Origin of the sequence: Bradyrhizobium sp. SZCCHNS30572 (genome assembly GCF_032484415.1) — a bacterium.
GTDB lineage: Bacteria > Pseudomonadota > Alphaproteobacteria > Rhizobiales > Xanthobacteraceae > Bradyrhizobium.
The window spans coordinates 322,475-345,026 of the sequence record NZ_JAUESY010000008.1 but is presented as its reverse complement, the minus strand read 5'-3'; the positions used below and the strand labels follow the sequence as shown (position 1 = coordinate 345,026).

At 66.9% G+C, this 22,552-nt stretch carries 20 protein-coding genes; 6 read left to right on the top strand and 14 right to left on the bottom strand.

Annotated features, from left to right (window positions below; all coding sequences use genetic code 11):
- Positions 1-2: 2 nt before the first annotated feature.
- Genes QX048_RS24090 through QX048_RS24070 form a run of 5 tightly spaced genes read left to right on the top strand, consistent with a single transcriptional unit; the run spans position 3 to position 4,681 of the window.
- Entirely contained in the window at positions 3-797 is a 795-nt protein-coding gene (locus tag QX048_RS24090) for an ABC transporter permease (RefSeq protein ID WP_315825348.1), read from the top strand.
- 4 nt (positions 798-801) lie between these two features.
- The gene (locus tag QX048_RS24085) at positions 802-1,095 is read left to right on the top strand and encodes a (2Fe-2S)-binding protein (protein WP_315754390.1); all 294 of its coding nucleotides are present in this window, start codon (positions 802-804) and stop codon (positions 1,093-1,095) included.
- Positions 1,088-2,482: an FAD/NAD(P)-binding oxidoreductase gene (locus tag QX048_RS24080; protein WP_315825347.1), complete on the top strand. Its 1,395-nt coding sequence runs from the start codon at positions 1,088-1,090 to the stop codon at positions 2,480-2,482. The genes QX048_RS24085 and QX048_RS24080 overlap by 8 nt, the downstream gene beginning before the upstream one ends.
- Positions 2,466-3,638, top strand: a complete 1,173-nt coding sequence (locus QX048_RS24075; RefSeq protein WP_315825346.1) for an FAD-dependent oxidoreductase — start codon at positions 2,466-2,468, stop codon at positions 3,636-3,638. The genes QX048_RS24080 and QX048_RS24075 overlap by 17 nt, the downstream gene beginning before the upstream one ends.
- Positions 3,635-4,681: an ABC transporter substrate-binding protein gene (locus tag QX048_RS24070; RefSeq protein WP_315825345.1), complete on the top strand. Its 1,047-nt coding sequence runs from the start codon at positions 3,635-3,637 to the stop codon at positions 4,679-4,681. Before QX048_RS24075 ends, QX048_RS24070 begins: the two co-directional genes overlap by 4 nt.
- Before the next feature lie 323 nt (positions 4,682-5,004).
- Here the strand turns inward: QX048_RS24070 and QX048_RS24065 are convergent, their stop codons facing one another.
- Entirely contained in the window at positions 5,005-5,727 is a 723-nt protein-coding gene (locus QX048_RS24065; RefSeq protein ID WP_315825344.1) for a pyridoxamine 5'-phosphate oxidase family protein, read from the bottom strand.
- Between the two features lie 64 nt (positions 5,728-5,791).
- Between QX048_RS24065 and QX048_RS24060 the strand changes: the two genes are divergently transcribed.
- Positions 5,792-7,240, top strand: coding sequence for a PLP-dependent aminotransferase family protein (locus tag QX048_RS24060; RefSeq protein ID WP_315825343.1), 1,449 nt, complete (start codon positions 5,792-5,794; stop codon positions 7,238-7,240).
- 719 nt (positions 7,241-7,959) lie between these two features.
- Here the strand turns inward: QX048_RS24060 and QX048_RS24055 are convergent.
- From QX048_RS24055 to QX048_RS23995, 13 genes are all read right to left on the bottom strand, one after another.
- On the bottom strand, positions 7,960-8,538 hold the full coding sequence (locus tag QX048_RS24055; protein WP_315825342.1) for a hypothetical protein: 579 nt from the start codon (positions 8,536-8,538) through the stop codon (positions 7,960-7,962).
- Positions 8,539-8,829: 291 nt separating this feature from the next.
- Entirely contained in the window at positions 8,830-9,624 is a 795-nt protein-coding gene (locus tag QX048_RS24050) for a class II aldolase/adducin family protein (protein ID WP_315825341.1), read from the bottom strand.
- Between the two features lie 174 nt (positions 9,625-9,798).
- The gene (garD, locus tag QX048_RS24045; protein ID WP_315825340.1) at positions 9,799-11,340 is read right to left on the bottom strand and encodes a galactarate dehydratase; all 1,542 of its coding nucleotides are present in this window, start codon (positions 11,338-11,340) and stop codon (positions 9,799-9,801) included.
- Positions 11,341-11,487: 147 nt separating this feature from the next.
- Positions 11,488-12,936 (bottom strand): aldehyde dehydrogenase family protein, encoded by a 1,449-nt coding sequence (locus QX048_RS24040; RefSeq protein ID WP_315713556.1) that lies wholly within the window; start codon positions 12,934-12,936, stop codon positions 11,488-11,490.
- Between the two features lie 53 nt (positions 12,937-12,989).
- Complete coding sequence (gene gudD, locus QX048_RS24035) at positions 12,990-14,345, bottom strand: glucarate dehydratase (RefSeq protein WP_315825339.1); 1,356 nt, start codon at positions 14,343-14,345, stop codon at positions 12,990-12,992.
- Between the two features lie 156 nt (positions 14,346-14,501).
- On the bottom strand, positions 14,502-15,446 hold the full coding sequence (kdgD, locus tag QX048_RS24030) for a 5-dehydro-4-deoxyglucarate dehydratase (protein WP_315825338.1): 945 nt from the start codon (positions 15,444-15,446) through the stop codon (positions 14,502-14,504).
- Between the two features lie 134 nt (positions 15,447-15,580).
- The gene (locus QX048_RS24025; protein WP_315713553.1) at positions 15,581-16,483 is read right to left on the bottom strand and encodes a LysR substrate-binding domain-containing protein; all 903 of its coding nucleotides are present in this window, start codon (positions 16,481-16,483) and stop codon (positions 15,581-15,583) included.
- A gap of 497 nt (positions 16,484-16,980) precedes the next feature.
- On the bottom strand, positions 16,981-17,619 hold the full coding sequence (locus QX048_RS24020) for a DsbA family protein (protein WP_315752333.1): 639 nt from the start codon (positions 17,617-17,619) through the stop codon (positions 16,981-16,983).
- The gene (locus QX048_RS24015; RefSeq protein ID WP_315752334.1) at positions 17,616-19,730 is read right to left on the bottom strand and encodes a protein-disulfide reductase DsbD family protein; all 2,115 of its coding nucleotides are present in this window, start codon (positions 19,728-19,730) and stop codon (positions 17,616-17,618) included. Before QX048_RS24015 ends, QX048_RS24020 begins: the two co-directional genes overlap by 4 nt.
- 177 nt (positions 19,731-19,907) lie before the next feature.
- Positions 19,908-20,249, bottom strand: coding sequence for a hypothetical protein (locus QX048_RS24010; RefSeq protein ID WP_316200729.1), 342 nt, complete (start codon positions 20,247-20,249; stop codon positions 19,908-19,910).
- 151 nt (positions 20,250-20,400) lie between these two features.
- Complete coding sequence (locus QX048_RS24005) at positions 20,401-21,288, bottom strand: MBL fold metallo-hydrolase (protein WP_316200730.1); 888 nt, start codon at positions 21,286-21,288, stop codon at positions 20,401-20,403.
- Positions 21,289-21,358: 70 nt separating this feature from the next.
- A complete protein-coding gene (locus tag QX048_RS24000) occupies positions 21,359-21,562 on the bottom strand; it encodes a DUF2892 domain-containing protein (protein WP_316200731.1) in 204 nt (67 codons plus the stop codon).
- An 88-nt stretch (positions 21,563-21,650) separates the two neighbouring features.
- Positions 21,651-22,319, bottom strand: a complete 669-nt coding sequence (locus tag QX048_RS23995; protein WP_315752481.1) for a Crp/Fnr family transcriptional regulator — start codon at positions 22,317-22,319, stop codon at positions 21,651-21,653.
- Between the last annotated feature and the right edge of the window lie 233 nt (positions 22,320-22,552).

Genomic DNA, 22,552 nt, shown 5'->3' with positions numbered 1-22,552 from the left:
GCATGCGCCACAACGGTCCGATCGCCCTGGTCTTTCATGCGCTCGTCACTGGCTTCGTGCTGGCGCCGCTCATCGTGATCTGCCTCGTCGCGTTCACGCCGGCCAACACGTTGACATTGCCGACCACGCAGGTCTCGCTGCGCTGGTTCACGGCCGTGTTCGCGCATCCGGATTTCGTCGCCTCCTTCCTCAACAGCCTGTGGGTTGCCGCAACAGCCGCGACGATTGCGGTCGTGCTCGCGGTCGCCGCCGGCCTCGCGCTCGATCGCTACGACTTCCGCGGCCGCGCGGCGCTGAACGCGCTGTTCCTGTCGCCCCTGATGATCCCGCATCTCGTGCTCGGCGTTGCGCTGCTGCGGCTGTTCGCGCTGCTCGGCGCCACCGGCAGCCTGCCGTGGCTGACCGCAGGTCACATTGTCGTCGTCACGCCTTATGTGCTCCGCTTGGTTCTGGCCGCCCTGTCCGGCCTCGACCTCAGCGCCGAGCAGGCGGCGGTGACCCTGGGCGCTTCCGGCTGGATCGTGTTCCGCCGCATCACCGTGCCGATGATTTTGCCCGGCATCACCGGCGGCTGGCTGCTTGCCTTCATCAACTCCTTCGACGAACTCACGATGTCGATCTTCATCACCTCGCCCGCCACGATCACCCTGCCGGTGCGCATGTACATGTACGCGACCGAATCGATTGATCCGATGATGGCCGCCGTATCGGCGCTGATGATCGCGGTGACGGCGGCGGCGATGCTGCTGCTCGACCGCATCTTCGGCCTCGACAAGATCCTCGTGGGGCAGGGCTGACACCATGCCGCTGTTGCATCGTCTCGTCCGCAACGACAGCGCCGTCATCTCCTTCGCGATCGATGGCGTGCCCTGCGTCGGCCGCGCCGGCGACACCGTGCTGACGGCCATGCTCTGCCAGGTCGACCGGCTTCGCTACAGCGAGTTTTCCGCCGCGCCACGGGCCGGCTTCTGCCAGATGGGCGCGTGCCAGGACTGCTGGGTGCAGCTCGCGAGCGGTGAGCGGCTGCGCGCCTGCACGACGCCGCTTACCGAAGGCATGGACATCATCACACGACGAGGGCGCGGCCATGGCTGAGCGCGCATCGCCCCTGATCGTCGGCGCCGGCCCGGCCGGCATCCGCGCCGCGATGACATTGGTCGCGGCCGGCCTGCGGCCGATCGTGGTCGATGAAGGCCACGCCTGCGGCGGCCAGATCTATCGCCAGCCGCTGAGTCCCGACGGCCGCGATGCCACGGCGCGCTACGGCTCGGAGGCTTCGAAGGCCACGCGGCTGCATCACGACTTTGCGGCGCTCGGCTCCGCAATCGACTATCAGTCAAACACGCTGCTGTGGAATCTGCGCGACGGCGCGGCCGACATCTTGCGTGGGGGTATCAGCCGGCGGGTCAGCTATGACGGGCTGATCCTCGCGACCGGGGCGACCGATCGCGTGCTGCCGATCCCCGGCTGGACCCTGCCGGGCGTGTTCACGCTCGGCGGCGCGCAGATCGCGCTGAAGGCGCAGGGCTGTGCGATCGGCCGGCGCGTGGTGTTCGCTGGCTCCGGCCCGCTGCTCTATCTGGTCGCCTGGCAATACATGAAGGCCGGCGTCGACGTTGCCGCCGTGCTCGACGCGGCGCCCTTGTCTGCGAAGCTCAATCTGCTGCGCGCGTTGCCGCTCGCGCCGGGCATCGTGCTGCGTGGGTTGCGCATGGCGGTGGAGTTGACGCTGCGCGGCACGCGCGTGCGGTTCGGCGTCTCCCGGCTCCGGATCGAGGGCAAGGGCAGGGTGGCGCGCATCGTCTATCGGGCTGGCGGGCGCGAACACGCGATCGCCTGCGACGGCGTCGGCTACGGCCTCGGTCTGCGCTCGGAGACTCAGGTTGCTGATCTCGCCGGCTGCGCCTTTGGCTTCGATGCGCGCGACCGCGCGCATCGTCCGGTTCGCGACGCCAGTGGCCGCAGCAGCATCGCGGGCGTGTACCTCGCCGGCGACGGCGCCCGCATCGCCGGCGCCGATGCCGCGGAAGCCGCCGGCGAGCGGGCCGCGCTGGCATTGTTGGAGGATCGGGGCCTGCCGCATGATTCGGTGCGCGCCGCCACCCTCGAACATGCGCTGGCGCGGATCGATCGCCTGCGCGATGGGCTCGAAGCCGCCTTTCCCTATCCATCGCATTGGGCGGGCGACATCGCCGATGACACGCTGCTGTGCCGCTGCGAGGAGATCGATGCCGGCGAGGCGCGGCGCGCGATCAGGGATTTCTCGCTCACCGAGATCAATCGCCTGAAGGCGGTGACGCGCATCGGCATGGGCCGCTGCCAGGGCCGCATGTGCGGCGCGGCCGCCGCGGAGCTCTTGGCTGCGCAGACGCGCCGCGACATCGGCGCTGTCGGCCGGCTGCGCGCGCAGGCGCCGATCAAGCCGATCCCGCTGGCTGCCAGCCTGTCGCTCGACGAGAGGCGGCATGACCCGGCGCATTGACTGCGATGTCGCGATCGTCGGCGGCGGGCTGGTCGGCAGCTCCGCCGCGCTGGTGCTGCGCGGCATGGGCTTCTCCGTCACGCTGCTCGACAAGGGCTTCTGCGGCGCTCAGGCGAGCGGCGTGAACTATGGCGGCGTGCGCCGCCAGGGCCGCCCGCCCGAGCAACTGCCGCTGTCGCAGCGGGCGCATGCGATCTGGCCGCGGCTCGCGCAGCTCATCGGCATCGACGGCGAGTTCCTGCGCTCCGGCCATCTCAAGCTCGCGCGGACGCCTGCGGACATGGCGAGCCTGGAGCGCTACGCCGCCGAGGTCGCGCCGTTCGGGCTCGCTCTCGAGCTGATCGGCCACAATCAACTGCACGAGCGCTTCGGCATCGCGGGCGGCGTCGTGGGCGGCTCATTCTGTCCTGGCGACGGCCACGCCAATCCACGGCTGGTCGCCACCGCCTTCGCCGCAGCGGCGCGTCGCGCCGGCGCCGAGGTGCTGGAGAACACGGAGGTTACGGGCGCCACCAGGACGTTCGAGGGTTTTGCGCTGGAAGCCGGTGACGTCGCCATCAGGACGCGTACCGTGATCAACAGCGCCGGCGCCTGGGCCGACGGCTTGGCGCGCGCGTTCGACGAGCCCGTGCCGCTGGAGCGCACCTATCCGTCGATGATCGTGACCGAGCCGCTCGATCTATTTCTCGGCGTCAACATCGGCATCGAGGGCGGCGGCATCTACGCGCGGCAGGTTACGCGCGGCAACGTCGTCGTCGGCGGCGAGCGCGCCGCGCCGCTCGCCGATCCCGACTATTCGCGCCCGCGCAGCGACGGCGTGCTTGCCATCATGCAGCGCGCCAGCGAGCTGTTCGGCCCGCTGCGCCATGCCCAGGCGATCCGGTTCTGGAGCGGCACCGAGGCGACGATGCCCGACCGCAATCCGGTGATCGGGCCGAGCGCGACGACGCCGGGACTCGTCCACGCCTTCGGCTTCTCTGGCGCCGGCTTCCAGATCGCGCCGGGGGTCGGCGAGGTGCTGGCCGAGCTGGTGCGCGACGGCGAGACCTCGACGCCGATCGCGGCCTTCGCCATCACTCGTTTCTCACCCGCATCGCAGCCGGGCGATGCCTCTCAAGCAGCAATGACGACAGGATCGAAGGAGACCTCGCCATGATCGATGCTCGCGCCACGCTCGGCCCAGCCTTTGCACTCATGCTCGCTGCATCGGCCGCGCATGCGGAAACCAAGACGCTCTATGTCGGCATGAACGGCGGCAATTTCGAGCGCACCTATACGCAGGCGGTGTTTCCGGACTTCGAGAAGGCCAACGACGTCAAGATCGTCGTCGTGCCCGGCACCTCGTCGGAGATCCTCGCCAAGGCGATCGCGGCCAAAGACAAGCCGCAGATGCACGTGATGTTTCTCGACGACGGCGTGATGATCCGCGCCGCCGGCCTTGGTCTGTGCGAGAAGCTGAAGCCGAGCGAGGCGCTCGGCCAGCTCGAGCCGTTCGCGCGACTCAAGGACGACATCGCCGCCGGCATCGACATCGGCATGACCGGCCTTGCCTACAACAAGAAGCTGTTCGACGAGAAGGGCTGGGCGGTGCCGACCTCCTGGCTCGATCTCGCCGATCCCAAGTTCAAGGACAAGGTCGTGTTCCAGTCGGCCTCGGTCTCGACCTTCGGCCTGCACGCCTTCCTGATGATCAACCGTATCAACGGCGGCAGCGAGGCCAATGTCGGGCCGGGCTTCAAGGCGTTTCCCGACACGATCGGCAAGAACGTGCTCGAATACATTCCGAACTCGGCCAAGATCTCCGAGATGGTGCAGACCGGCGAGGCCGCGATCTTCCCGCTGACGCCGACCGCGGTGTCGACCTTGAAGGAGAAGGGCATCCCGGTCGAGTATGCGCAGCCGAAGGAAGGCTCGGTCGTGCTGATGGTCGCCGAATGCGTCATCGCCAACAACTCGGAAGCGGAGCTATCGCAGAAGCTCGCCGCCTATCTGCTGTCGCCGGAAGCGCAGGCCAAGGCGCTGGCCGCCGGCAACATCGTGCCGTCCAACACCACCGCGAAAGCCACGACGCCGGCGGCCGAGCAGAAGCTCGCGACCTTCCACGGCTACATGAAGAGCGCGATCACGCTCGACTGGGACGTCATCAACGCCAGGCGCCCCGAATGGAATACGCGCTGGAACAGGATGATCGAGCGGTAGGCAGGCTTCGTTCCGTCGTCATTGCGAGCGAAGCGATTCAGACCTTTCATGCGGCCCTGGATCGCTTCGCTGGCGCTCGCGATGACGGCCGGGGAGCCAGCGCGTTTGCAGTTCCATCGTCATACCCCGCCAAAGCGGGATATCCAGTCCGCCGCTGCTCTCGATGCCATCACGGCCGTCTCGGCGTACCGGATCGCCCGGTCGAGCCGGGCGATGACGGAAAGTGGCGCTACGCCTGCTCCGATCGTCATTGCGAGGAGTGTAGCGACGAGGCGATCCAGGGTTGCGCAAGGCACCCTCGGATCGCGTGGTAGCTACGCGCATTACCCCGCCGGATAGCTCGTCGCATACGCCTCCGTCAGCGCCTCATCGAGCCGCCGTCCGGCGCTGAAACCTGACAGCGTCGCGGGACGGGTGACGCCCGGCGGCAATCGGCCATCGGGCTCCGGCGACCCGATCAGGGTCTGCACCGGAATGCGCTCGCTATAGATCGGCAGCGCGTAGTCCTCCTCATCGTCGATGACGCCCGCGGCGCGGATCTTCGCCGATGCCTTTTCGATCTCCATGGTCACGACCGACGTGGCCTTGAGCTCCTGCTCGGTGGTCGGGCGCAGACTCGCAGTGCGGCCGGGAAACAGCCGATCGACCATCATCACCAGCGCGCGCTCCTTCTCCGCCTGATCCTCGATCAGCCGGGCATGGCCGAACGCCATCACCGAGCGATAGTCAGCCGAGTGATGGAAGGCGCTGCGCGCCAGCACCAGGCCGTCGAGATGGGTGACGGTGAGACAGGCCGGCTGTCCCTCGGACAGGCTGCGCAACATGCGGCTGGCGCTCGAGCCGTGCCAATACAGCGTCGTTGCCTCGCGCCAATACAGCGTCGGCGTGCAATAGGGCTGGCCGTCGATGACATAGGAGACGTGGCACAGCGTTGCGGAGTCGAGCAGGGCATGGACGGTCGCATGATCGTAATGGGCGCGCTGATGCCGCCGCTTGACCCGGTTGGTGTCGTCGACGGGATAGCTCGGCATCTGTTGCTCGGACATCGTCAGTCTCCTGTTTCCGTCGACGTCATGCCATGGCAAAGTGGTTGCCGGGAGTTCCACTTCGATGCGAAAGCAGACAACCACTTCGCGGCGCCGCGACGACGTGCTGGCGCTGCCGATCCGGCTCGACCGCACCATCCGCAGCCAGTCGCGGCAGGTGCACGGCGCGCTGCGCACCGGCATCGTCGACGGCCTGCTCGCGCCCGGCCTTCGTCTGCCTTCGACGCGCGGGCTCGCCGAGCAGCTCGGTGTTCGCCGCAACGCGATCGTCGCAGCCTATGAGGCGCTGCTGTCGGATGGCCTGGTCGAGGCGCGCCACGGCGCCGGCACCTATGTCGCGGCACGGCTGCCCGCACCGCAGGTCGCCGCACCAGTTGCCGAGCTGGACATCCGCATTCCGCCGCGCCGGCCGTTCGCGCTCGGCTGCACGCTGGTCGATCCCGTGCTCTTGCGGCGACTCGCCGCGGCCAGCCGTCGCCGCATCGCCCGCGCCGCGCCGGATGAGCTCGGCTATGGCGATCCGCGCGGCAGCCTGCATCTGCGCAGCCAGGTCGCGCACTACCTTGCCGCCAGTCGGGGCGTACGCTGCGACCCAAGCTGCATTCTCATCGTGAGCGGCACCCAGCATGGCTTGCGGCTGTGCATCGACGCGTTGCTTGCGCCGGGCGATCCCGTCTGGTTCGAGGATCCGGGCTATGTCGCCTCGCGCCATACGTTGAGGACGACCGGCGCGAAGCTGGTCCCGGTGCCCGTCGATGATGAAGGAATCATAGTGAGCTCGGGCGAGGCGGCGTACATGGCGGCCAAGGCCGCCTACGTGACGCCATCGCATCAGTTTCCGACCGGCGTTGCGATGAGCATGGCGCGGCGCATCGCGCTGCTCGACTGGGCGCGCAGGGCGGACGCCTACATCTTCGAGGACGACTACGACAGCGAGTACCGCTTTGCCGGCCCGCCGCTGACGGCGCTGGCCGGAATCGGCGGCGAGCGCGTCATCTATCTCGGCACCTTCGGCAAGACGCTGTTCGCGGGACTGCGGCTCGGCTACCTCGTGGTGCCGCCGGCGCTGGTCGCGCGGGTCGTCGCTGCGCGCGCGGCGCAGGACCGGTTTCCTCCGGCCTTCATGCAGGACGCTCTGGCCGACCTGATGGCCGACGGCGTGCTCGCAGCCCACATGCGGCGGCTGCGCCCGCGCTATCGCCAGGCGCGCGACGTCGTCGCCGAGGCGCTCGCCAAGCACGGCAAAGGCAGCCTGCAACTGGCCGCGCCGTCGCAAGGACTGCATCTGCTGGCGACCTTGCCGCCGGCAGCGCCGAAGGGCACGGCGAAACTGATCCGCGACCGCGCCGGCATCGAATGCCGGCTGCTGTCGGATGCGCGGATCGTGCAGCGCGGGCCCGACGGTTTCATCCTGGGCTATTCGGGCTTTGCGGCGAAGGATCTCGCCGATGCCGCCAGGCGGCTCGGGCGCGCCACCCAGGACATCCTGGGCGCGGCGGCGCGCCCGCGCTGAGCATCATCGATGCCGCGAGTGTGGCCGAGCCGGCACGTCGGGCAAATCAGCAGGGCCATGAGCTTCCGGGAATCTACACAGAGGCTCCGCTTGCGTGTCGCGCGCAACGCGCCGGTCTGGATTTTGTTCAGTTCGTTCAACGCGCTCTTGACGACCGATCGCGCGCCTGCATTTTCTTCTTTCGTTTTTTCGAAAATCGTGCTTTGGTAGCGCATCCCGCCTCACCGCAGAGGGGCGTAGCGCGCGATCGTCACGACACGCGAGGTGGGGATGCGATGGCCGCGCTGTTGCCGCAGCATGCTGTCAGGCGTGCGGACGAACGGCGATGCGCGGACGTGAAGTCGCAGCGTCCTGATACCCCGATGCTGGTATCACGCGCAATGCGCGCGAGTGCATTGTCGCAATGGTGGCCAACAAGCCCGGCGCACCAGGGAGACTGCGTATAAGCGTGAAGACCATCGCGCAGGGAATGCCGGGTTGAACCGGCTTTGCCTGTGGTACCTGCCGCCTGCATTTCTTTCCGCAGGCGGGCCATGGGTGAGGCCTTCACCCGGCATTCCCTGCGCCCTTTGCACTTCCGAGGGCGAGACGGATCGTAAGCCTCGGGCATCATCTGCCGCGAGAACGCGCCCTCATGTTCATGGCTGTTCGAGATGCGGATTGGAGCAGATGCGCGTCAGGCGACGCGGATGCGCGCGGTCGCCGCAATCGCGACGCGCTCATTCATAGGGATTGTGCTCGGCGTTCGTCATCGTCTGGCGCACCCGGCGCAAGGTGATGGGCGTGCCGTCGGAGACGAACTGCAGCTCATAGGCGCGGCCGCTGTCGTCCTTGGCGGAGCAGGTCACGCTCGTGACCTTGAGCATCGCGAAGTTGCCGACCTGACGGCACATGCCGGCCGAGCTCTTCGTCACCGGCACCGGAATGCCATCGACCTTCGGGCGATGCTTGGAATTCAGCAGCATCCTGTCGATCGGCAGTTCGTAGACGTTCTGGATCGACCTGCGGCCATTGATGCCGGAGAACGCGATGATGTGGCTCTCGTCAGCGGGATCGTCGAGCGCGACGGTGAAATGGGCGCGCCCCTTCTCGCTGTGAAAGAACGCCACCGTCTTGCAGGAAAATTCGCGGCCGTCGACCTTCGCGGTCCGGCAGGTGCCGGACATCAGCGCGTAGAGATCGATGTCGGGCCGCTCCTCCGGCGAGCTCGTCACCGGCATCGGCTGCTGAGCCAGGCAGGGCGTACCCAGGAAGAGACCGAGCGCAAAGGCAGCAAGACGAGGAAAATGCAGGGGCATCCGCGGGGTGAGCCTGTAGGAATCATGACGGCGCGAGAGGTTAAGCGATGTGTCAGCTTTGCGGCAAAAAGAGGTCGGACGCCGTTGCGGCAGGGTACATCGCGCCAGCGCAAGCCCGGCGCTGTACGGCACGGGTGGTCGGTCGATACCGCAAAAGGAATGGAAAGTTCCGTGCGCACGCCGCGCACTCGCTCGCGCTCCATGTCGAGACGGAAGGCGCGGTGCAGCGGGCTCGGCGCGTCACAGGAATCCGGGGCGGCGCTGCCCCGGAATGATCTCCAATCTCCGGGACTATTTCGCCGACTGCGCCTTCTGCTTCCACAGCGCCCAGGCGCGGTCCATGATCACCATGTTGACTGCGTCGGCCTTGGCGGCCTCCTCGGCGCTGAGATAGGTGACGTCGCTGCCGAGCCCGATCGCCTGCGCCTGCAGCTTCGCATTGACGTCGGTGTAGTAGGCGCGGAACACGGCGGCCTTGACCGACGGTCCAACCGCGACGTCGCCGTGGCCGCGCATCAGCACCACCGATTTGTCGCCAAGCGTGGCCGCCAGCGATTTGCCGATCACATTGTTGCTGACCAGCATGTTGGTGGCGCCGAACTCCTTGCCGATGTCCCATACCGGCGCGCCGGTGCCGAGGAAGGCGGCGTTGTGATACAGCGGCTTCAAGGGTGTATGGCTGACGCTGAACGGCACGACGCCGGGCGAATGCGTGTGTACCACGGCGTTGACGTCCGGACGGGCCTTGTAGATCTCGGCATGGATGAAGCGTTCGAGGAAGACCGCACGGTTCCTCGCATCGACCGGCTCGCCGTTCTCGTCGAACTCCATGATGTCATTGGCTGTGACCTGCGCCGGCGCGATCGAGCGTGCCATCAGGAAGTGGTGCGGATTGGTGGGATGCCGCGCGCTGACATGGCCGAAGGCGTCGACGACGCCGAGATCGGCGAGGATGCGGCTGCCGGTCGCGATGTCCTCGAGCAACTCGCGGGGAACACCAGGGATGGCGTCTTGGGCGCGGGAAGGGCCGGCGGAGAGGAGGAAGGCTGCTACGGCAATCGCGGCGAAGCGGCTGAAGCTGGACATCTGGCTCTTCCTCCCGGCCTTCGTTGTCTAGGCTCGTTGCTTCAACATACGCGTCGTTGCGAGCGAAGCGAAGCAATCCAGGATGGTGGGCGGGACCCTGGATTGCTTCGCTTCGCTCGCAATGACGGGGAGAGGTTTGAGCGAGGCAATTGGCATGGCAGGGTGAGCGCTCCCTCAGGTCACCGGAGCCGGATTGAACAAGGTCAGATCGTTGTGGATGCCCCAGCGATCCGACCACGGCTTGATGCGGCCGCTCGCGACCTCGAGGATCAGCTTGAACAACTCCCAGCCGGTTTCCTCGATCGTCATCTCGCCGGTGGCGATGCGGCCAGCGTCGAAGTCGATCAGATCCTTCCAGCGGCGCGCCAACTCGCTGCGGGTCGCGACCTTGATGACGGGCGCCGCCGCAAGGCCGTAGGGCGTACCGCGGCCCGTGGTGAACACCTGCAAGGTCATGCCGGATGCGAGCTGCAAGGTGCCACAGATGAAGTCGGAGGCCGGCGTTGCCGCGAACAGCATGCCCTTTTGCCTGGCCTTCTCGCCCGGCGCCAGCACGCCGTGGATCGGACCGGAGCCCGACTTCACGATCGAGCCCAGCGACTTCTCGACGATGTTGGCGAGGCCGCCCTTCTTGTTGCCGGGCGTCGTGTTGGCGCTGCGATCGGCGCCGCCGCGCGCGAGATAGGAATCGTACCAGTCCATCTCACGGATCAGCGCGCGGCCGACGTCCTCGTTGATGGCGCGCCGGGTCAGCAATTGGATCGCGTCGCGAACCTCGGTCACCTCCGAGAACATCACGGTGGCGCCGGCACGGACCAGCAGGTCGGCGGCGAAGCCCACTGCAGGGTTGGCGGTGACGCCAGAGAACGCATCGCTGCCGCCGCATTGCAGGCCGATGACGAGATCGGACGCCGGGCAGGTCTCGCGCTTGCGCTTGTTGAGGTCGGCGAGGCGACGGTCGGCCTGGGTCATGATGGCGTCGACGATGGCGCCGAAGCCGTCGAACGCTTCGTCCTGCATGCGGACGATCGAGTCTTCAGTGCCCTCCGGCAGCAGCCGCTCCGGCGCGAGCTTCTCGCAGCCGAGGCCGACGACCAGGATCTCGCCGCCGAAATTCGGGTTCAGTGCGAGGTTCTGCAGGGTTCGGATCGGCACCACGGCATCTGGCGCCGTGATCGCGACGCCGCAGCCATAGGCGTGGGTGAGCGCGACGACGTCATCGACGTTCGGGTACTTCGGCAGCAGCTCGCTCTTGATGCGCTTGATCGCGAATTCCAGTGTGCCCTTGACGCATTGGACCGAGGTCGAGATGCCCAGCACGTTGCGGGTGCCGACCGAGCCGTCGCGATTGCGATAGCCTTCGAAGGTGTAGCCTTCGAGCGGCGGCAGCGGCCCCGGCACCGCGGTGGAGATTTCGAGCTGATCGAGGGCAGGAGCCTCAGGCATGTCGATGCGAGCCTCGTCCACCCATTCGCCGGATGCGATCGGCGACTTCGCATAGCCGATGATCTCGCCGTAGCGGACGATCGGCGCGCCCTCGGCGATGTCGACCAGTGCGGTCTTGTGGCCCTGCGGGACGAAGCTCCTCAGCGTCAGGCCATCGGGAAATTTGGTGCCGGCAGGCAGGCCGAAATCGTTCACCACGATCGCGACGTTGTCGCGCGCGTTGAGCTTGATGATGCGGGGCTCCTGGTTGGCGACGACCTGCTGGTTCATGCTGGCTCCGTTCCGCTCCGGTGGGTGGGCAAAGGCGCGGAGCGCCGTGCCCGCCTACTTCCTTCTTTCATCCCCTCTCCCCGTAAGAACGGGGAGAGGGAGTGGACCGTCGATGCGGCCCGTCTGTTAGCTCACGGCGGACGAGGCTCACACCGGGAAGGTGTAGGCCGTCTTCACCGTCGTGTAGAATTCCCGCGCGTAGGAGCCCTGCTCGCGGGCGCCGTAGCTCGAGCCTTTGCGGCCGCCGAACGGGACGTGATAGTCGACGCCGGCGGTCGGCAAATTGACCATCACCATGCCGGCCTCGCTGTTGCGCTTGAAGTGCGAGGCGTATTTCAGGCTGGTGGTGCAGACGCCGGCCGCGAGGCCGAACTCGGTGTCGTTGGCGATCGCCAGCGCCTCGTCGTAGTTCTTGGCGCGGATGACGCAGGCGACCGGTCCGAAGATCTCCTCGCGGGCAATGCGCATCGCGTTGGTGGCCTCGGTGAACAGCGCTGGCTGCATGTAGAAGCCGGGCGTCTCGCGGTTGAGCAGCTCGCCGCCCCAGGTGAGCTTGGCGCCTTCGTCCTGGCCGATCTTGAGATAGCGCTGATCCTGCTCGAGCTGGTTGGCGTCGACCACCGGGCCGATATGGGTGCCCTGCTTGACGGCGTCATCGACCACAAGGCCCTTGAGCCGCTCGGTCATCGCCGCGACGAACTTGTCGTGGATGCCCTCGGTGACGATCAGGCGCGAGGACGCCGTGCAGCGTTGGCCGGTCGAGAAATAGGAGCCGTTGACACAGGCTTCGACCGCGACCTTGACGTCGGCATCGTCGAGCACGACCATCGGATTCTTGCCGCCCATCTCCAGCTGGAACTTCTTCATCGGGTTCGACAGCACGCAGGCCTGCGCGATCTTGCGCCCCGTGCCGACCGAGCCGGTGAAGGAGATCGCGTGAACATCCGGATGCTCGAGCAGGGTCTGGCCGACCACCGAGCCGGAGCCGACGACGAGGTTGAAGACGCCGGCGGGAAGGCCGGAGCGCGCGATGATCTCGGACAGCGCATGCGCCGAGCCGGGCACCAGCTCCGCCGGCTTGAACACGACCGTGTTGCCGTAGCAGAGCGCGGGCGCGATCTTCCAGGCGGGGATCGCGATCGGGAAATTCCAGGGCGTGATCATGCCGACGACGCCGACGGCCTCGCGGGTGATCTCGACGTCGAGGCCCGGACGGACCGAGGCGCCCTTCTCGCCGGTGAGGCGCAGCGCCTCGCCGGCAAAGAACGCAAAGATCTGGCCGGCACGGGCGACCTCGCCGATGCCCTCCGGCAGCGTCTTGCCCTCCTCGCGCGCCAGCAGGCGGCCGAGCTCTTCCTTGCGCGACAGGATCTCCGCCGAGATCTTGTTGAGCGCGTCATAGCGCTCCTGCGGCGTCGAGCGCGACCAGGCCGGGAAGGCGGCCTTGGCGGCGGCGATCGCCTTCTCGGTCTGCGCCTTGTCGGCCTTGGCGTATTCGCCGACGACGTCGTTGGTGTTGGACGGGTTGATGTTGCGGGTCACCCCGCTGCCGTCGACCCACTCGCCGGCGATGAAATTCTTGAGGATCGCGTTCATGTTGTTCTCCAGACTTTGCGCGATTGCTCGGACAATCTAACCGATCGCCCCCGTCATCGCACGAGACAGGGGCGCTTGTCGTCGAAGGTCCAGCCGGGGATCAGATACTGCATTGCGACGGCGTCGTCGCGTGCACCGAGCCCGTGGCTCTTGTACAGCGCATGGGCCTTTTCGATGGCGCCGCGGTCAACCTCGACACCGAGCCCAGGTTGCTCGGGCACGGCGATCCTGCCGCCCTTGATCTGCAGCGGCGCCTTGGTCAGCGCCTGGCCGTCCTGCCAGATCCAGTGGGTGTCGATGGCGGTGACCTTGCCCGGCGCAGCGGCGGCCACGTGGGTGAACATCGCCAGCGAAATGTCGAAATGGTTGTTGGAGTGCGAACCCCAGGTCAGACCATTGTCGCGGCAGGTCTGGGCGACGCGCACCGAGCCCTGCATGGTCCAGAAATGGGGGTCGGCCAAGGGAATGTCGACCGCCCCGAGCCGCAGCGCATGGCTGAGCTGCCGCCAGTCGGTGGCGATCATGTTGGTCGCGGTCGGCAGGCCCGTGGCGCGGCGGAACTCGGCCATGATCTCGCGGCCGGAGAAGCCGGCCTCGGCGCCGCAGGGGTCCTCGGCATAGGCCAGGATGCCGTGCATGTCCTTGCACAGCCGGATCGCTTCATCGAGCGACCAGGCGCCGTTGGGGTCGAGCGTAACGCGCGCCTGCGGGAAGCGTTTTGCGATGGCGGTCACCGCCTCGATCTCGGCTTCGCCCTTGAGCACGCCGCCCTTCAGCTTGAAGTCGGCGAAGCCATAGGCGTCGTGCGTCGCCTCGGCGAGCCGCACCACAGCTTCGGGCGTCATCGCCTCCTGATGTCGCAGCGTATACCAGCCGTCCTTCTCGCGCTCGCCGGTGGCGTAGGGCAGGTCGGTCTTTTTGCGGTCGCCGATGAAGAACAGATAGCCGAGCGCCTCGACGGAGGCGCGCTGCTGGCCTTCGCCGAGCAGGGCCGCCACCGGCAGGCCGAGATGCTGGCCGAGCAGGTCGAGCAGCGCGGATTCGACTGCGGTCACCGCATGGATCATGACGCGCAGATCGAAGGTCTGCTTGCCGCGGCCACCGGCGTCACGATCGGCGAAGGCGGTACGCATCGTGGCGAGGATGGTGTTACAGGCGCCGATGCTCCTGCCCACGATCAGGCTCTTCGCATCCTCCAGCGTCTGCCGGATCTTCTCTCCGCCGGGCACCTCGCCGACGCCAGTGTGGCCGGCATTGTCGGTGAGGATGACGAGGTTGCGGGTGAAGAACGGCCCATGCGCGCCGCTGAGATTGAGCAGCATGCTGTCACGGCCGGCCACCGGAATGACCTCCATGCCGGTGACGATCGGCGCGCCGGAGATTCCGGTGCTGGTGGCTGCGTGACTCATGTGCTCCTCCCGGTCTTCTTCCTATCTCCGTCATTCCGGGGCAGCCCGTCAGGGCTGAACCCGGAATCCAGAGATTGGCTTGCGTCTCTTCTTATCCATCAACTCGGAGATTCCGGGTTCAAGGCCTTGCGGCCTTGCCCCGGAATGACAGCAAGATCACTCCGCCGCCTGCTGTGCCGAGACGGCGCCCGGCAGCGCCTTCACCAGCGCCGTCAGCTCCGCCATCTCCTCCGCGGTCAGATCGGTCAGCGGCAGGCGGACAGGGCCGGAATCGCGGCCGATCACCTTCATGCCGGCCTTGATGATCGAGACCGCGTAGCCCTTCTTGCGGTTGCGTATCGCGATCAGCGGCAAAATGAAATCCTTCAATCCGGCCTGGATGGTGGCGTGGTCGCGCTTGCGCACTGCGGCATAGAAGTTCGTCGCGAACTCCGGCACGAAGTTGAACACGGCCGAGGAGTAGGTCGTCACGCCCATGTCGAGATAGGGCAGGGCGAAGGTCTCGGCGGTCGGCAGGCCGCCGATATAGGTCAGGCGGTCGCCCATCCTGGTGTAGACACGGGTCATCAGCTCGATGTCGCCGATGCCGTCCTTGTAGCCGACCAGGTTCGGGCAGCGCTCGCACAGCCGTGCCAGGGTGTCCGGCTGCAGGATGGCGTTGTCGCGATTGTAGACGATGACGCCGATCTTGACCGATTTGCAGACCGCCTCGACATGGGCGGCGAGGCCGTCCTGCTCGGCATGCATCAGATAGGGCGGCAGCAGCAGGAGGCCGTCGGCGCCGGCCTTCTCGGCGCCAATCGCGATCTCGCGCGCGATCGCGGTGCCGTAGCCGGTGCCAGCGAGCACGGGCACGCGGCCCTTGGTCTCGTCGACCGCGACCTTGACCACCTCCGGCACCTCGGCCGCGGTCAGCGAGAAGAACTCGCCGGTGCCGCCGGCAGCGAACAGGCCCGCGACGTCATAGCCGCACAGCCAGTCCATGTTGGCGCGATAGGTGGCCTCGTCGAACGAATAGTCGGCCTTGAACGGCGTCACGGGGAAGGAGAGCAGGCCGCTGCCGATCTTCGCAGCCATTTCCGTCGGGGTCATCTTGCTCATCGCGCGGGTCCTTCACGAATGTCCTTGGGAACGGGCGCGGCCGGCGCCGGCGCGCATTCCCCCGGGCGATGTCGTAGGACCAAGTTCGATGCCGGTCCAAGCCAATGACGGTATCGATTGATGCGGATCAGATATCAATCTTCCGCGTGCTGCACGGCGAGATTGCCGGCCAGCTCGACCAGTGCCGGCAGCAGCGGATTGTCGTGATCGCGCCGCCAGACCAGGAACAGCTCGGCCGGCGTCGGGTTGCGCAGCTTCAGCGGCCGCAGCCGGACATCGGCGATCTTCAGGCTGGAGGCAGCTTCGGGCACGATCGCAAGCCCGAGGCCGGCGCGCACCATCGCCAGGATCGAGTGGATCTGGCTCAGATGCTGCACGTAGCGGGGCAGCACCTCTGCACGCATGAACTGCGACACCAGGAGATCGTGGAAATAGCGCGCCTCGGTCTGCGAATACATGATGAAGTTCTGGCCGTCGAAATCACGGATCGACACGGCCTCGGCGGAGGCGAGACGATGGCGGCGCGGCAGCGCGGCGCAGAGCGGCTCGGCGACGACGCGGCGGGTGGCGAATTCGGGGCGCGCGATCGGCGGCCGCAGCAGGCCGGCGTCGATCTGGCCGGAGGCCAGCGCCTCGATCTGGTCGCCGGAGACCATTTCCTTCAGCGACAGATCGGCTTCTGGAAGCTCGCTGCGGCAGGCGGCGACCAGATCGGGCAGGAAGCTGTAAGCCGCGGCCGCGGTGAAGCCGATCTTGAGCGAGCCGCTCTTGCCGCTGGCAATGCGCTGCGCCACCTGGGCGGCGCTCTCGGCCATTTTCAGGATGCGCCGCGCCTCGGGCAAAAAGCTGCGCCCGGCCGGCGTCAGCTTGACCGAGCGGCTGGTGCGCTCCAGCAGCACCGCATCGATGATGTGCTCCAGCACCTGGATCTGCCGCGACAGCGGCGGCTGCGTCATGTTGAGCCGGATCGCGGCGCGGCCGAAATGCAGCTCCTCGGCCACGGTGACGAAGCAGCGCAGCTGGTTGAGGTCGAACATCGATGCGTCCTCGGCATGGATACGGCGGATTGTGCGGGCTTGGTAGCATCGATTGGGTGCCGTGGGAATGTTGGCGGGATCATCGGCCGCGGCTTGGCAGACGCGCCCAGCTCGGCGGTTCGCATCAGGCGGGGCCACTGCCTGCCGCGGCCGTCATGCGCGGAGCGAAGCGATGATGCAATCCCGAGTCGCCGGCCGCCGTGGTGCCCGCGCACATGTTGACATCTGCAATGCAATACGCCCGCGGCGTGCGCCGCGCATCGCCGGCCATGCCGCGGCCGACGACCCCGGCTGCCACCTCGCCAATGCCGAGATCGGCCTGACCGTGCCGGCCAACCGCATCACGACCTCACTCTATCCTATCGCGGAAGTGAATCAGGAAGCTCCGCTGTCCCAAACGTCCGGAACGAGATCTCCTTCTCCGTTGTGGCCAGCTACTGAGCCGCACGTTGCGGGCGCGGCGCTGCGGCTGTCCATGGCGAGCGTCAGGTGCCTGCTCACTTGGCGGATGCAGCAGCGCGGGCATCCGCAATGGCCTGCTTGAAAGCCTGTGCATTGGGGACGCCGGGGATGCGGAAATGGCCGATGATGAAGGCCGGCGTGCCGCGGAAGCCGAGGCCCGTGGCCTGCTCGTGATTGCGCGCGAGCACGGCGTCGATGTCGGCGTGCTTGGCCGCGAGGTCGGCCTTGGCGCGGGCGAGGTCGATTCCGGCACCGCTGAGCGCCGCATCGACCTTGGCCTCGGACAGCTTCTCATTGAGCGAGATCAGCGCCTCATGGGCCTCGGCGAACTTGTCCTGATATCTCGCCGCCAGGGTGAGGCGTGCCGCGTAGATCGAGGCGCCGCCGAAGATCGGCCAATCCTTGAAGACGAGACGGACGTGACCGTCGTCGCGAACCACCTTGGCGAGCTCCGGGCTGATCTTGCGGCAATACGGACACTGATAGTCGAAATACTCGACGATCGTGATGTCGCCCTCGGCGTTTCCGACAGCAGGGATGGCGGGATCGTGCAGGATGCGCGCTTCGCTCAGAATGTCGGTGTCGTCGTCCTCGGCGCGAGACTGGATCGGCAGGATGGCCGCAGTCAACAGCAGCAGCATGGCGATCGATGCGGCAAAGGTCTTCGTGGTCATGACTTGTCGTTCTCCTGATGAGGGATGGTCGAGGCGGTGTCGATGGCGTCCAGCACGGTCTGCGGCGTCAGCAGTTCGGGGAGCAGGATGCCGTTAGGAGCTCCGGGGCCGAACACGACGTTGAACGGCAGGCCGTAGCGGCCAAAGGATCGGAGATAGGTCGCGATCGCGTCGCTGGGTGAGGTCCAGTCCGCCTTGACGGCAACGACGCCCGACGCCAGTCGGCTGCGCACGGCCGTGCTGTCGAGCACGAGCTTCTCGTTGACCTTGCAGGTGACGCACCAGCTGGCGCCGATGTCGACGAAGACCGTGTGACCGGCCCGCACCTGCGCCGTGATCTCGGCGGGCACCAGCGGCTGCCAGGCGATTCCGGCCGGCCGGCTTGCGCCGTCCGGCTGCTTGACGGAGGTGGCGGCGATCAGCGCCAGTCCGATCGTGCCGGCGAGGCCGGCTCCGGCGATCGTTCGCCGCAACGGGAAACGGAGCGACGCCATGATCAGAGCGGGGACGAGCAGCGCAGCGGCAAGGACGGCCGCAGTCGAGGGTCCACTGATGTCGGCGAGCACGATCAGCAGCCATAGCGCGGTCGCCGCCATCGCGAGCGCTGCAAGCACGCGCAGCTTCAGCATCCAGCGGCCGGGCCGCGGGAAGAGTGCGGCAAGGCCTGGCGCCGCGGCCAGAGACAGATATGGCGCAGCCATGCCGAGCCCGAGCGTGGTGAACACCAGCAGGATTTGCGGTGCGGCCTGCGACAGCGCAAAAGCGACGGCGGTCCCGACGAACGGCGCGGAGCACGGCGTGGCCAGCAGCGTCATGACGAAGCCGTTGATGGCATGACCTGCCATCGTCCTGTGGCTTGCGGCGTTGCCAAGGCGGCCGGCGATCCACCACGGCAGGCTGATCTCGAACAGGCCGAGCAGGTTGGCACCGAATGCCGCGAGCACGATGATCATCGCGATGAGGAAAGCGGGCTGCTGAAACTGCAAGCCCCAGCCGACCTCGGCGCCCGCGGCCTTGAGTGCGGAGAGGACGGTGGCAAGTGTCACGAACGAGGCGACGATGCCGGCCGCCGTCGCCAGGAATGCCCGGCGCGGCGAGGGCGCGTGTGCGGGATCGTGATCGACCAGCGAAACGAGCTTCAGCGACAACACCGGAAACACGCAGGGCATGAAGTTGAGGATGAAGCCGCCGAGCAGGGCCACGCCGAGCATGGTCCAGATCGATGCCGCCGAAGGACGCGGTGCCGGTGTGGCTGCTTTGGCCGCAGAAGCGCGAGCAGCTTGATCGGCATCCACCGGAAGCATGGCCTCGATCGATCGGTCGCCATCGACCAGGGTGACCCGCAGGCGTTGTCCCGGACCGGCCTGATCGAAGCCTTGCACCGGCACGGTGATCCGTACGCCGCCGTCCGACATCGGGCTCACCTGGGGACGGCCGCCGGACACGGCATCGTTCCCATCAAGGAAGACGTCGGGCGCGTGCAGTGGCGGCGTCGCATGCGCCTCGAGCTGCAGATGCGGCTTTGGTTGCCGATCGATGCGCAACGCCGTGATGGAGAGCCCCGGCGAGCTCGCGCGGGGGACGCTCTGCCGCCATTCGTCGATCAGCGCCTGATCGTTCGGCCGGTGCGAGACGGCGGGGATGTCGGCCTCGAGATGGGCCTCCTGCTGGGTGCAGATGACCGAGCAGACGAACAGCACCGTTTTCAGTGTGAGATGTGCGGGCGCCGCTCCATCCTCGAGCCGCACGCGCAACGGAAACAGCACGTGCTCAGCGTAGCCGAACGTGTCGATATCCTGCTCGCTGAAGCGGCTCGGCGCCGGCCATTCGACGGTGACATCGGCGACGTTGCGTGAGCCGCTCCAGTCGAATTCGGGTGGCGCGCCGGCATCGCCGGGTGAGCGCCAATAGGTGTGCCAGCCTGCATCCAGCCTGACATCCAGTCCGGCCCATGCCGCGGCCGGGCCGCCGTCTGCTCGCGTGACGTCGCCGACCAGCAGGCGCGTGTCGACGTTCGCCTGCGGGCGCAGCTCGCCCGCGACAGCGGTCGTCGCCGCAAGATGGAGCAGGCCGAGCAGCCATGCGAGCCGGCCAAGATGACGGATGGACATGATGATCTCCCGCGCGCTGATCGTGCATTGCGTGGCAGTTGCGCTGCGCGACCCGGCGCAAGGCGCGCCTGGCAATGGGCACCTTAAGCCGACCTGCACGACGCACGATCGATGGTGGATATTCGTCCGCTCAAGTCGCGACGTTACGCGGCCCGTAAGCCGATGACGACGGAAGGATCAGGCGTGGCGACAGGGGGGACGGTAGGGCGAGGACGCGTCGCATTGCGTTGTCAGCGCCTCGTCATAGGGGCGCCAGGACAGCGTCCGGGAGGCGGCAACCGGCTGCGCCGCCGCACTGTCGCTCGCCGGGACGGCGGTCAGACCAGCCGCGGCAAACGGACACGTGTTGATCATGCCCGGGATGACGGCCTTCCTGCAGGGCTTGGGCGCGCTCGTGGTCGTTCGGGACCATTGGCGCGCACCGGCGCCGGCGTCTGCCGTTGCAACCTCGAACGTTCCGAGCAGAGGCGCCAGACTCAAGACGAGCGCGACTAGCGCCGCTATCAGGCGGCGTGTCATCGCTGGCATCTCGAAATCAGCACGCCTCATCTTGGATCAACTTCTCCAGCTCGGACTGGTCGCGCAGACCGGCCGCTCTTGGCAACTGACATCTTCGTGACACCGCGAACTCGCGGCCAAGCCGGCATCGCGTGAGCAAAGCGAGTGGTTCTCAAAGTACGTTGATCGGTACCTTCAGGAATGTCTTTCCCGTCGCGTCCGCGGGAGGCAGATGTCCGGCGCGGATGTTGACCTGAAGTGATGGAATGATCAGGCGCGGCATGCCGAGCGTCTTGTCGCGCGCCTCGCGGAGCGCGACGAACTCGTTCTCGGTCATCCCGTCTCGCGCGTGGATGTTGTGGAGCCGCTCCTCGCCGACGGTCGTTTCCCAGCGCACCGCGCGGTCGTTGGGGGCATAGTCATGACACATGAACAGCCGGGTCTCGCGCGGCAGCGTTTCAAGGATCTTCCGGATCGAGCGAAACAGCGTGCGCGCATTGCCGCCTGGAAAGTCGGCCCGCGCCGTTCCCCCGTCGGGCATGAACAGGGTGTCGCCGACGAAAGCGGCATCGCCCATCACATGTGTGGCACAGGCCGGCGTATGGCCGGGCGTGTGCATCACGAAGGCCGTCATCTGTCCAACCTGATAGGTGTCGCCATCCTTGAACAGCCGGTCGAACTGGCTGCCGTCGCGGCGAAACTCCGTGCCCTCGTTGAAGACCTTGCCGAAGGTCTCCTGCACGGTCAGGATATGTTCGCCGATGCCGATCTTGCCGTCGAGCTTGTCCTGGATATAGGGCGCAGCGGAGAGATGATCCGCATGCGCATGCGTTTCGATCAGCCACTCTGGCCTGAGGCCGTTGATCTTCACGTAGTCGATCAGCATGTCGGCGGAACGGGTGCTGATGCGGCCGGCCGCGTAGTCGATGTCGAGGACGGGATCGACGATCGCGCAGGACGGCGATGACGGGTCCTTCACCACGTAGCTGATCGTGCTGGTGTCAGGATCGAAGAATCCGGCCACCTTCGGCTGCACGCCGAGATCGATTGGATAGGACATGGCTGCTGCTCCACGATTTGGCTCTGGGGCGGCATCGCCGCCCACGCCCCGTTTTGTCGTCCAGAACGGTCTAAGACGTCGGATTGGACTTCGTTCCGCAGGTATTGATGCCGAGCATCGCGTAGGGCGGGCACCAGCCGGTCAGTGCGGTGCCGAGCGGGATCAGGCCCAGAAGGCCCCACAAGGTGTGCGGCCCTACGACCGTGAGACTGAGGATGGCGAGTCCGACGATGATCCTGAGCAGCCGGTCGATCTTGCCAATGTTCTGTGTCATGTCGCGCTCCCTTTGGCTTGCGATGATGCAGACGATAGAGCGGGACATTGCGCGGGTATGTAACTAAGTCACCAAGAGACGCCGGTTCCTAGCCATGCTGGGCCAGCTGGACGAGCGCCGGTCTGTCGGTGATCTCGACGATTCCGCGAGCCATTCGCAACCAGCCGCGCCTTGCGAATTCATTGAGCTGCCGGCTGATGACCTCGCGCGCGCTGCCGAGCTCGTTGGCGAGCTCCTGATGCGTCGCAGCGATCTGCTGCTTCGCCCCGGCGAGATCCAGAAGCTTCTGCGCGAGCCGCACATCGATCCGCTCGAACGCGACTTCCTCGATGATGCGGAAGAGATTGGTGACACGGCGGCTGAACGCGGTGAAGACGAACTGGCGGAATTCGCGCGAGCTGGCGATCAGCCGGTCGAACAGCGCGCGCGGGATCGCCACGGCACGGATCCGGGTTTCCGCGATGCCCTCGGCCTGGTATTCCTCGTAACCCATCAGGCAGGCCGTGGTCAGCGCGCAGCTCTCGCCTGCCTGGACGCGGTAGAGCACGATCTCGCGGCCGGACTCGGACGTCTGCTGCACGCGGATGGTCCCGTCCAGCAGCAGCAGGAAGGAGTCCGGCGCCTGGCCGGGGCCGAAGATCCGGCTGCCTTCCGGAAGCTCGACAATGAGGCTGGCCTCGCGCAACTGCGCGAAGATCTCCTCCGGCAATTGCCGCAACGGCGGGAAAGCGAGCGTCCAGTCCTGCTTCGACGACATCACGACATCCGGCTGCGCCACATCGGCGTCGTCCAGACTTGCCATAGGATCGCGCGTGGGTCGAGGGACGGGATCTGCCCCCCGTCCCCAATCTTCGGCACCACGAGAGAGCTCGCATGGACTCCGGCAGCGCGTTGCCTTGCAACCGATCGGCGTCTCACGCATGCGAAGTTGCAGGTGGGCCAGACCAAAAGGTTGTCGCACCTGCCAACAGAGCAAGGCCCGCACACTCT

Coding starts and splice junctions, on each gene's coding strand:
- QX048_RS24085 (WP_315754390.1), top strand. CDS start 802: ATGCCGCTGTTGCATCGTCTCGTCCGCAACGACAGCGCCGTCATCTCC.
- QX048_RS24040 (WP_315713556.1), bottom strand. CDS start 12,936: ATGAACGCGATCCTCAAGAATTTCATCGCCGGCGAGTGGGTCGACGGC.
- QX048_RS24025 (WP_315713553.1), bottom strand. CDS start 16,483: ATGTTCGACCTCAACCAGCTGCGCTGCTTCGTCACCGTGGCCGAGGAG.
- QX048_RS24005 (WP_316200730.1), bottom strand. CDS start 21,288: ATGTCCTATCCAATCGATCTCGGCGTGCAGCCGAAGGTGGCCGGATTC.
- QX048_RS24060 (WP_315825343.1), top strand. CDS start 5,792: ATGCGAAAGCAGACAACCACTTCGCGGCGCCGCGACGACGTGCTGGCG.
- QX048_RS24080 (WP_315825347.1), top strand. CDS start 1,088: ATGGCTGAGCGCGCATCGCCCCTGATCGTCGGCGCCGGCCCGGCCGGC.
- QX048_RS24055 (WP_315825342.1), bottom strand. CDS start 8,538: ATGCCCCTGCATTTTCCTCGTCTTGCTGCCTTTGCGCTCGGTCTCTTC.
- QX048_RS24015 (WP_315752334.1), bottom strand. CDS start 19,730: ATGTCCATCCGTCATCTTGGCCGGCTCGCATGGCTGCTCGGCCTGCTC.
- QX048_RS24000 (WP_316200731.1), bottom strand. CDS start 21,562: ATGACACAGAACATTGGCAAGATCGACCGGCTGCTCAGGATCATCGTC.
- QX048_RS24050 (WP_315825341.1), bottom strand. CDS start 9,624: ATGTCCAGCTTCAGCCGCTTCGCCGCGATTGCCGTAGCAGCCTTCCTC.
- QX048_RS24010 (WP_316200729.1), bottom strand. CDS start 20,249: ATGACACGCCGCCTGATAGCGGCGCTAGTCGCGCTCGTCTTGAGTCTG.
- QX048_RS24020 (WP_315752333.1), bottom strand. CDS start 17,619: ATGACCACGAAGACCTTTGCCGCATCGATCGCCATGCTGCTGCTGTTG.
- QX048_RS24075 (WP_315825346.1), top strand. CDS start 2,466: ATGACCCGGCGCATTGACTGCGATGTCGCGATCGTCGGCGGCGGGCTG.
- garD (WP_315825340.1), bottom strand. CDS start 11,340: ATGAACCAGCAGGTCGTCGCCAACCAGGAGCCCCGCATCATCAAGCTC.
- QX048_RS24065 (WP_315825344.1), bottom strand. CDS start 5,727: ATGTCCGAGCAACAGATGCCGAGCTATCCCGTCGACGACACCAACCGG.
- QX048_RS24070 (WP_315825345.1), top strand. CDS start 3,635: ATGATCGATGCTCGCGCCACGCTCGGCCCAGCCTTTGCACTCATGCTC.
- QX048_RS23995 (WP_315752481.1), bottom strand. CDS start 22,319: ATGTCGTCGAAGCAGGACTGGACGCTCGCTTTCCCGCCGTTGCGGCAA.
- gudD (WP_315825339.1), bottom strand. CDS start 14,345: ATGAGTCACGCAGCCACCAGCACCGGAATCTCCGGCGCGCCGATCGTC.
- kdgD (WP_315825338.1), bottom strand. CDS start 15,446: ATGAGCAAGATGACCCCGACGGAAATGGCTGCGAAGATCGGCAGCGGC.
- QX048_RS24090 (WP_315825348.1), top strand. CDS start 3: ATGCGCCACAACGGTCCGATCGCCCTGGTCTTTCATGCGCTCGTCACT.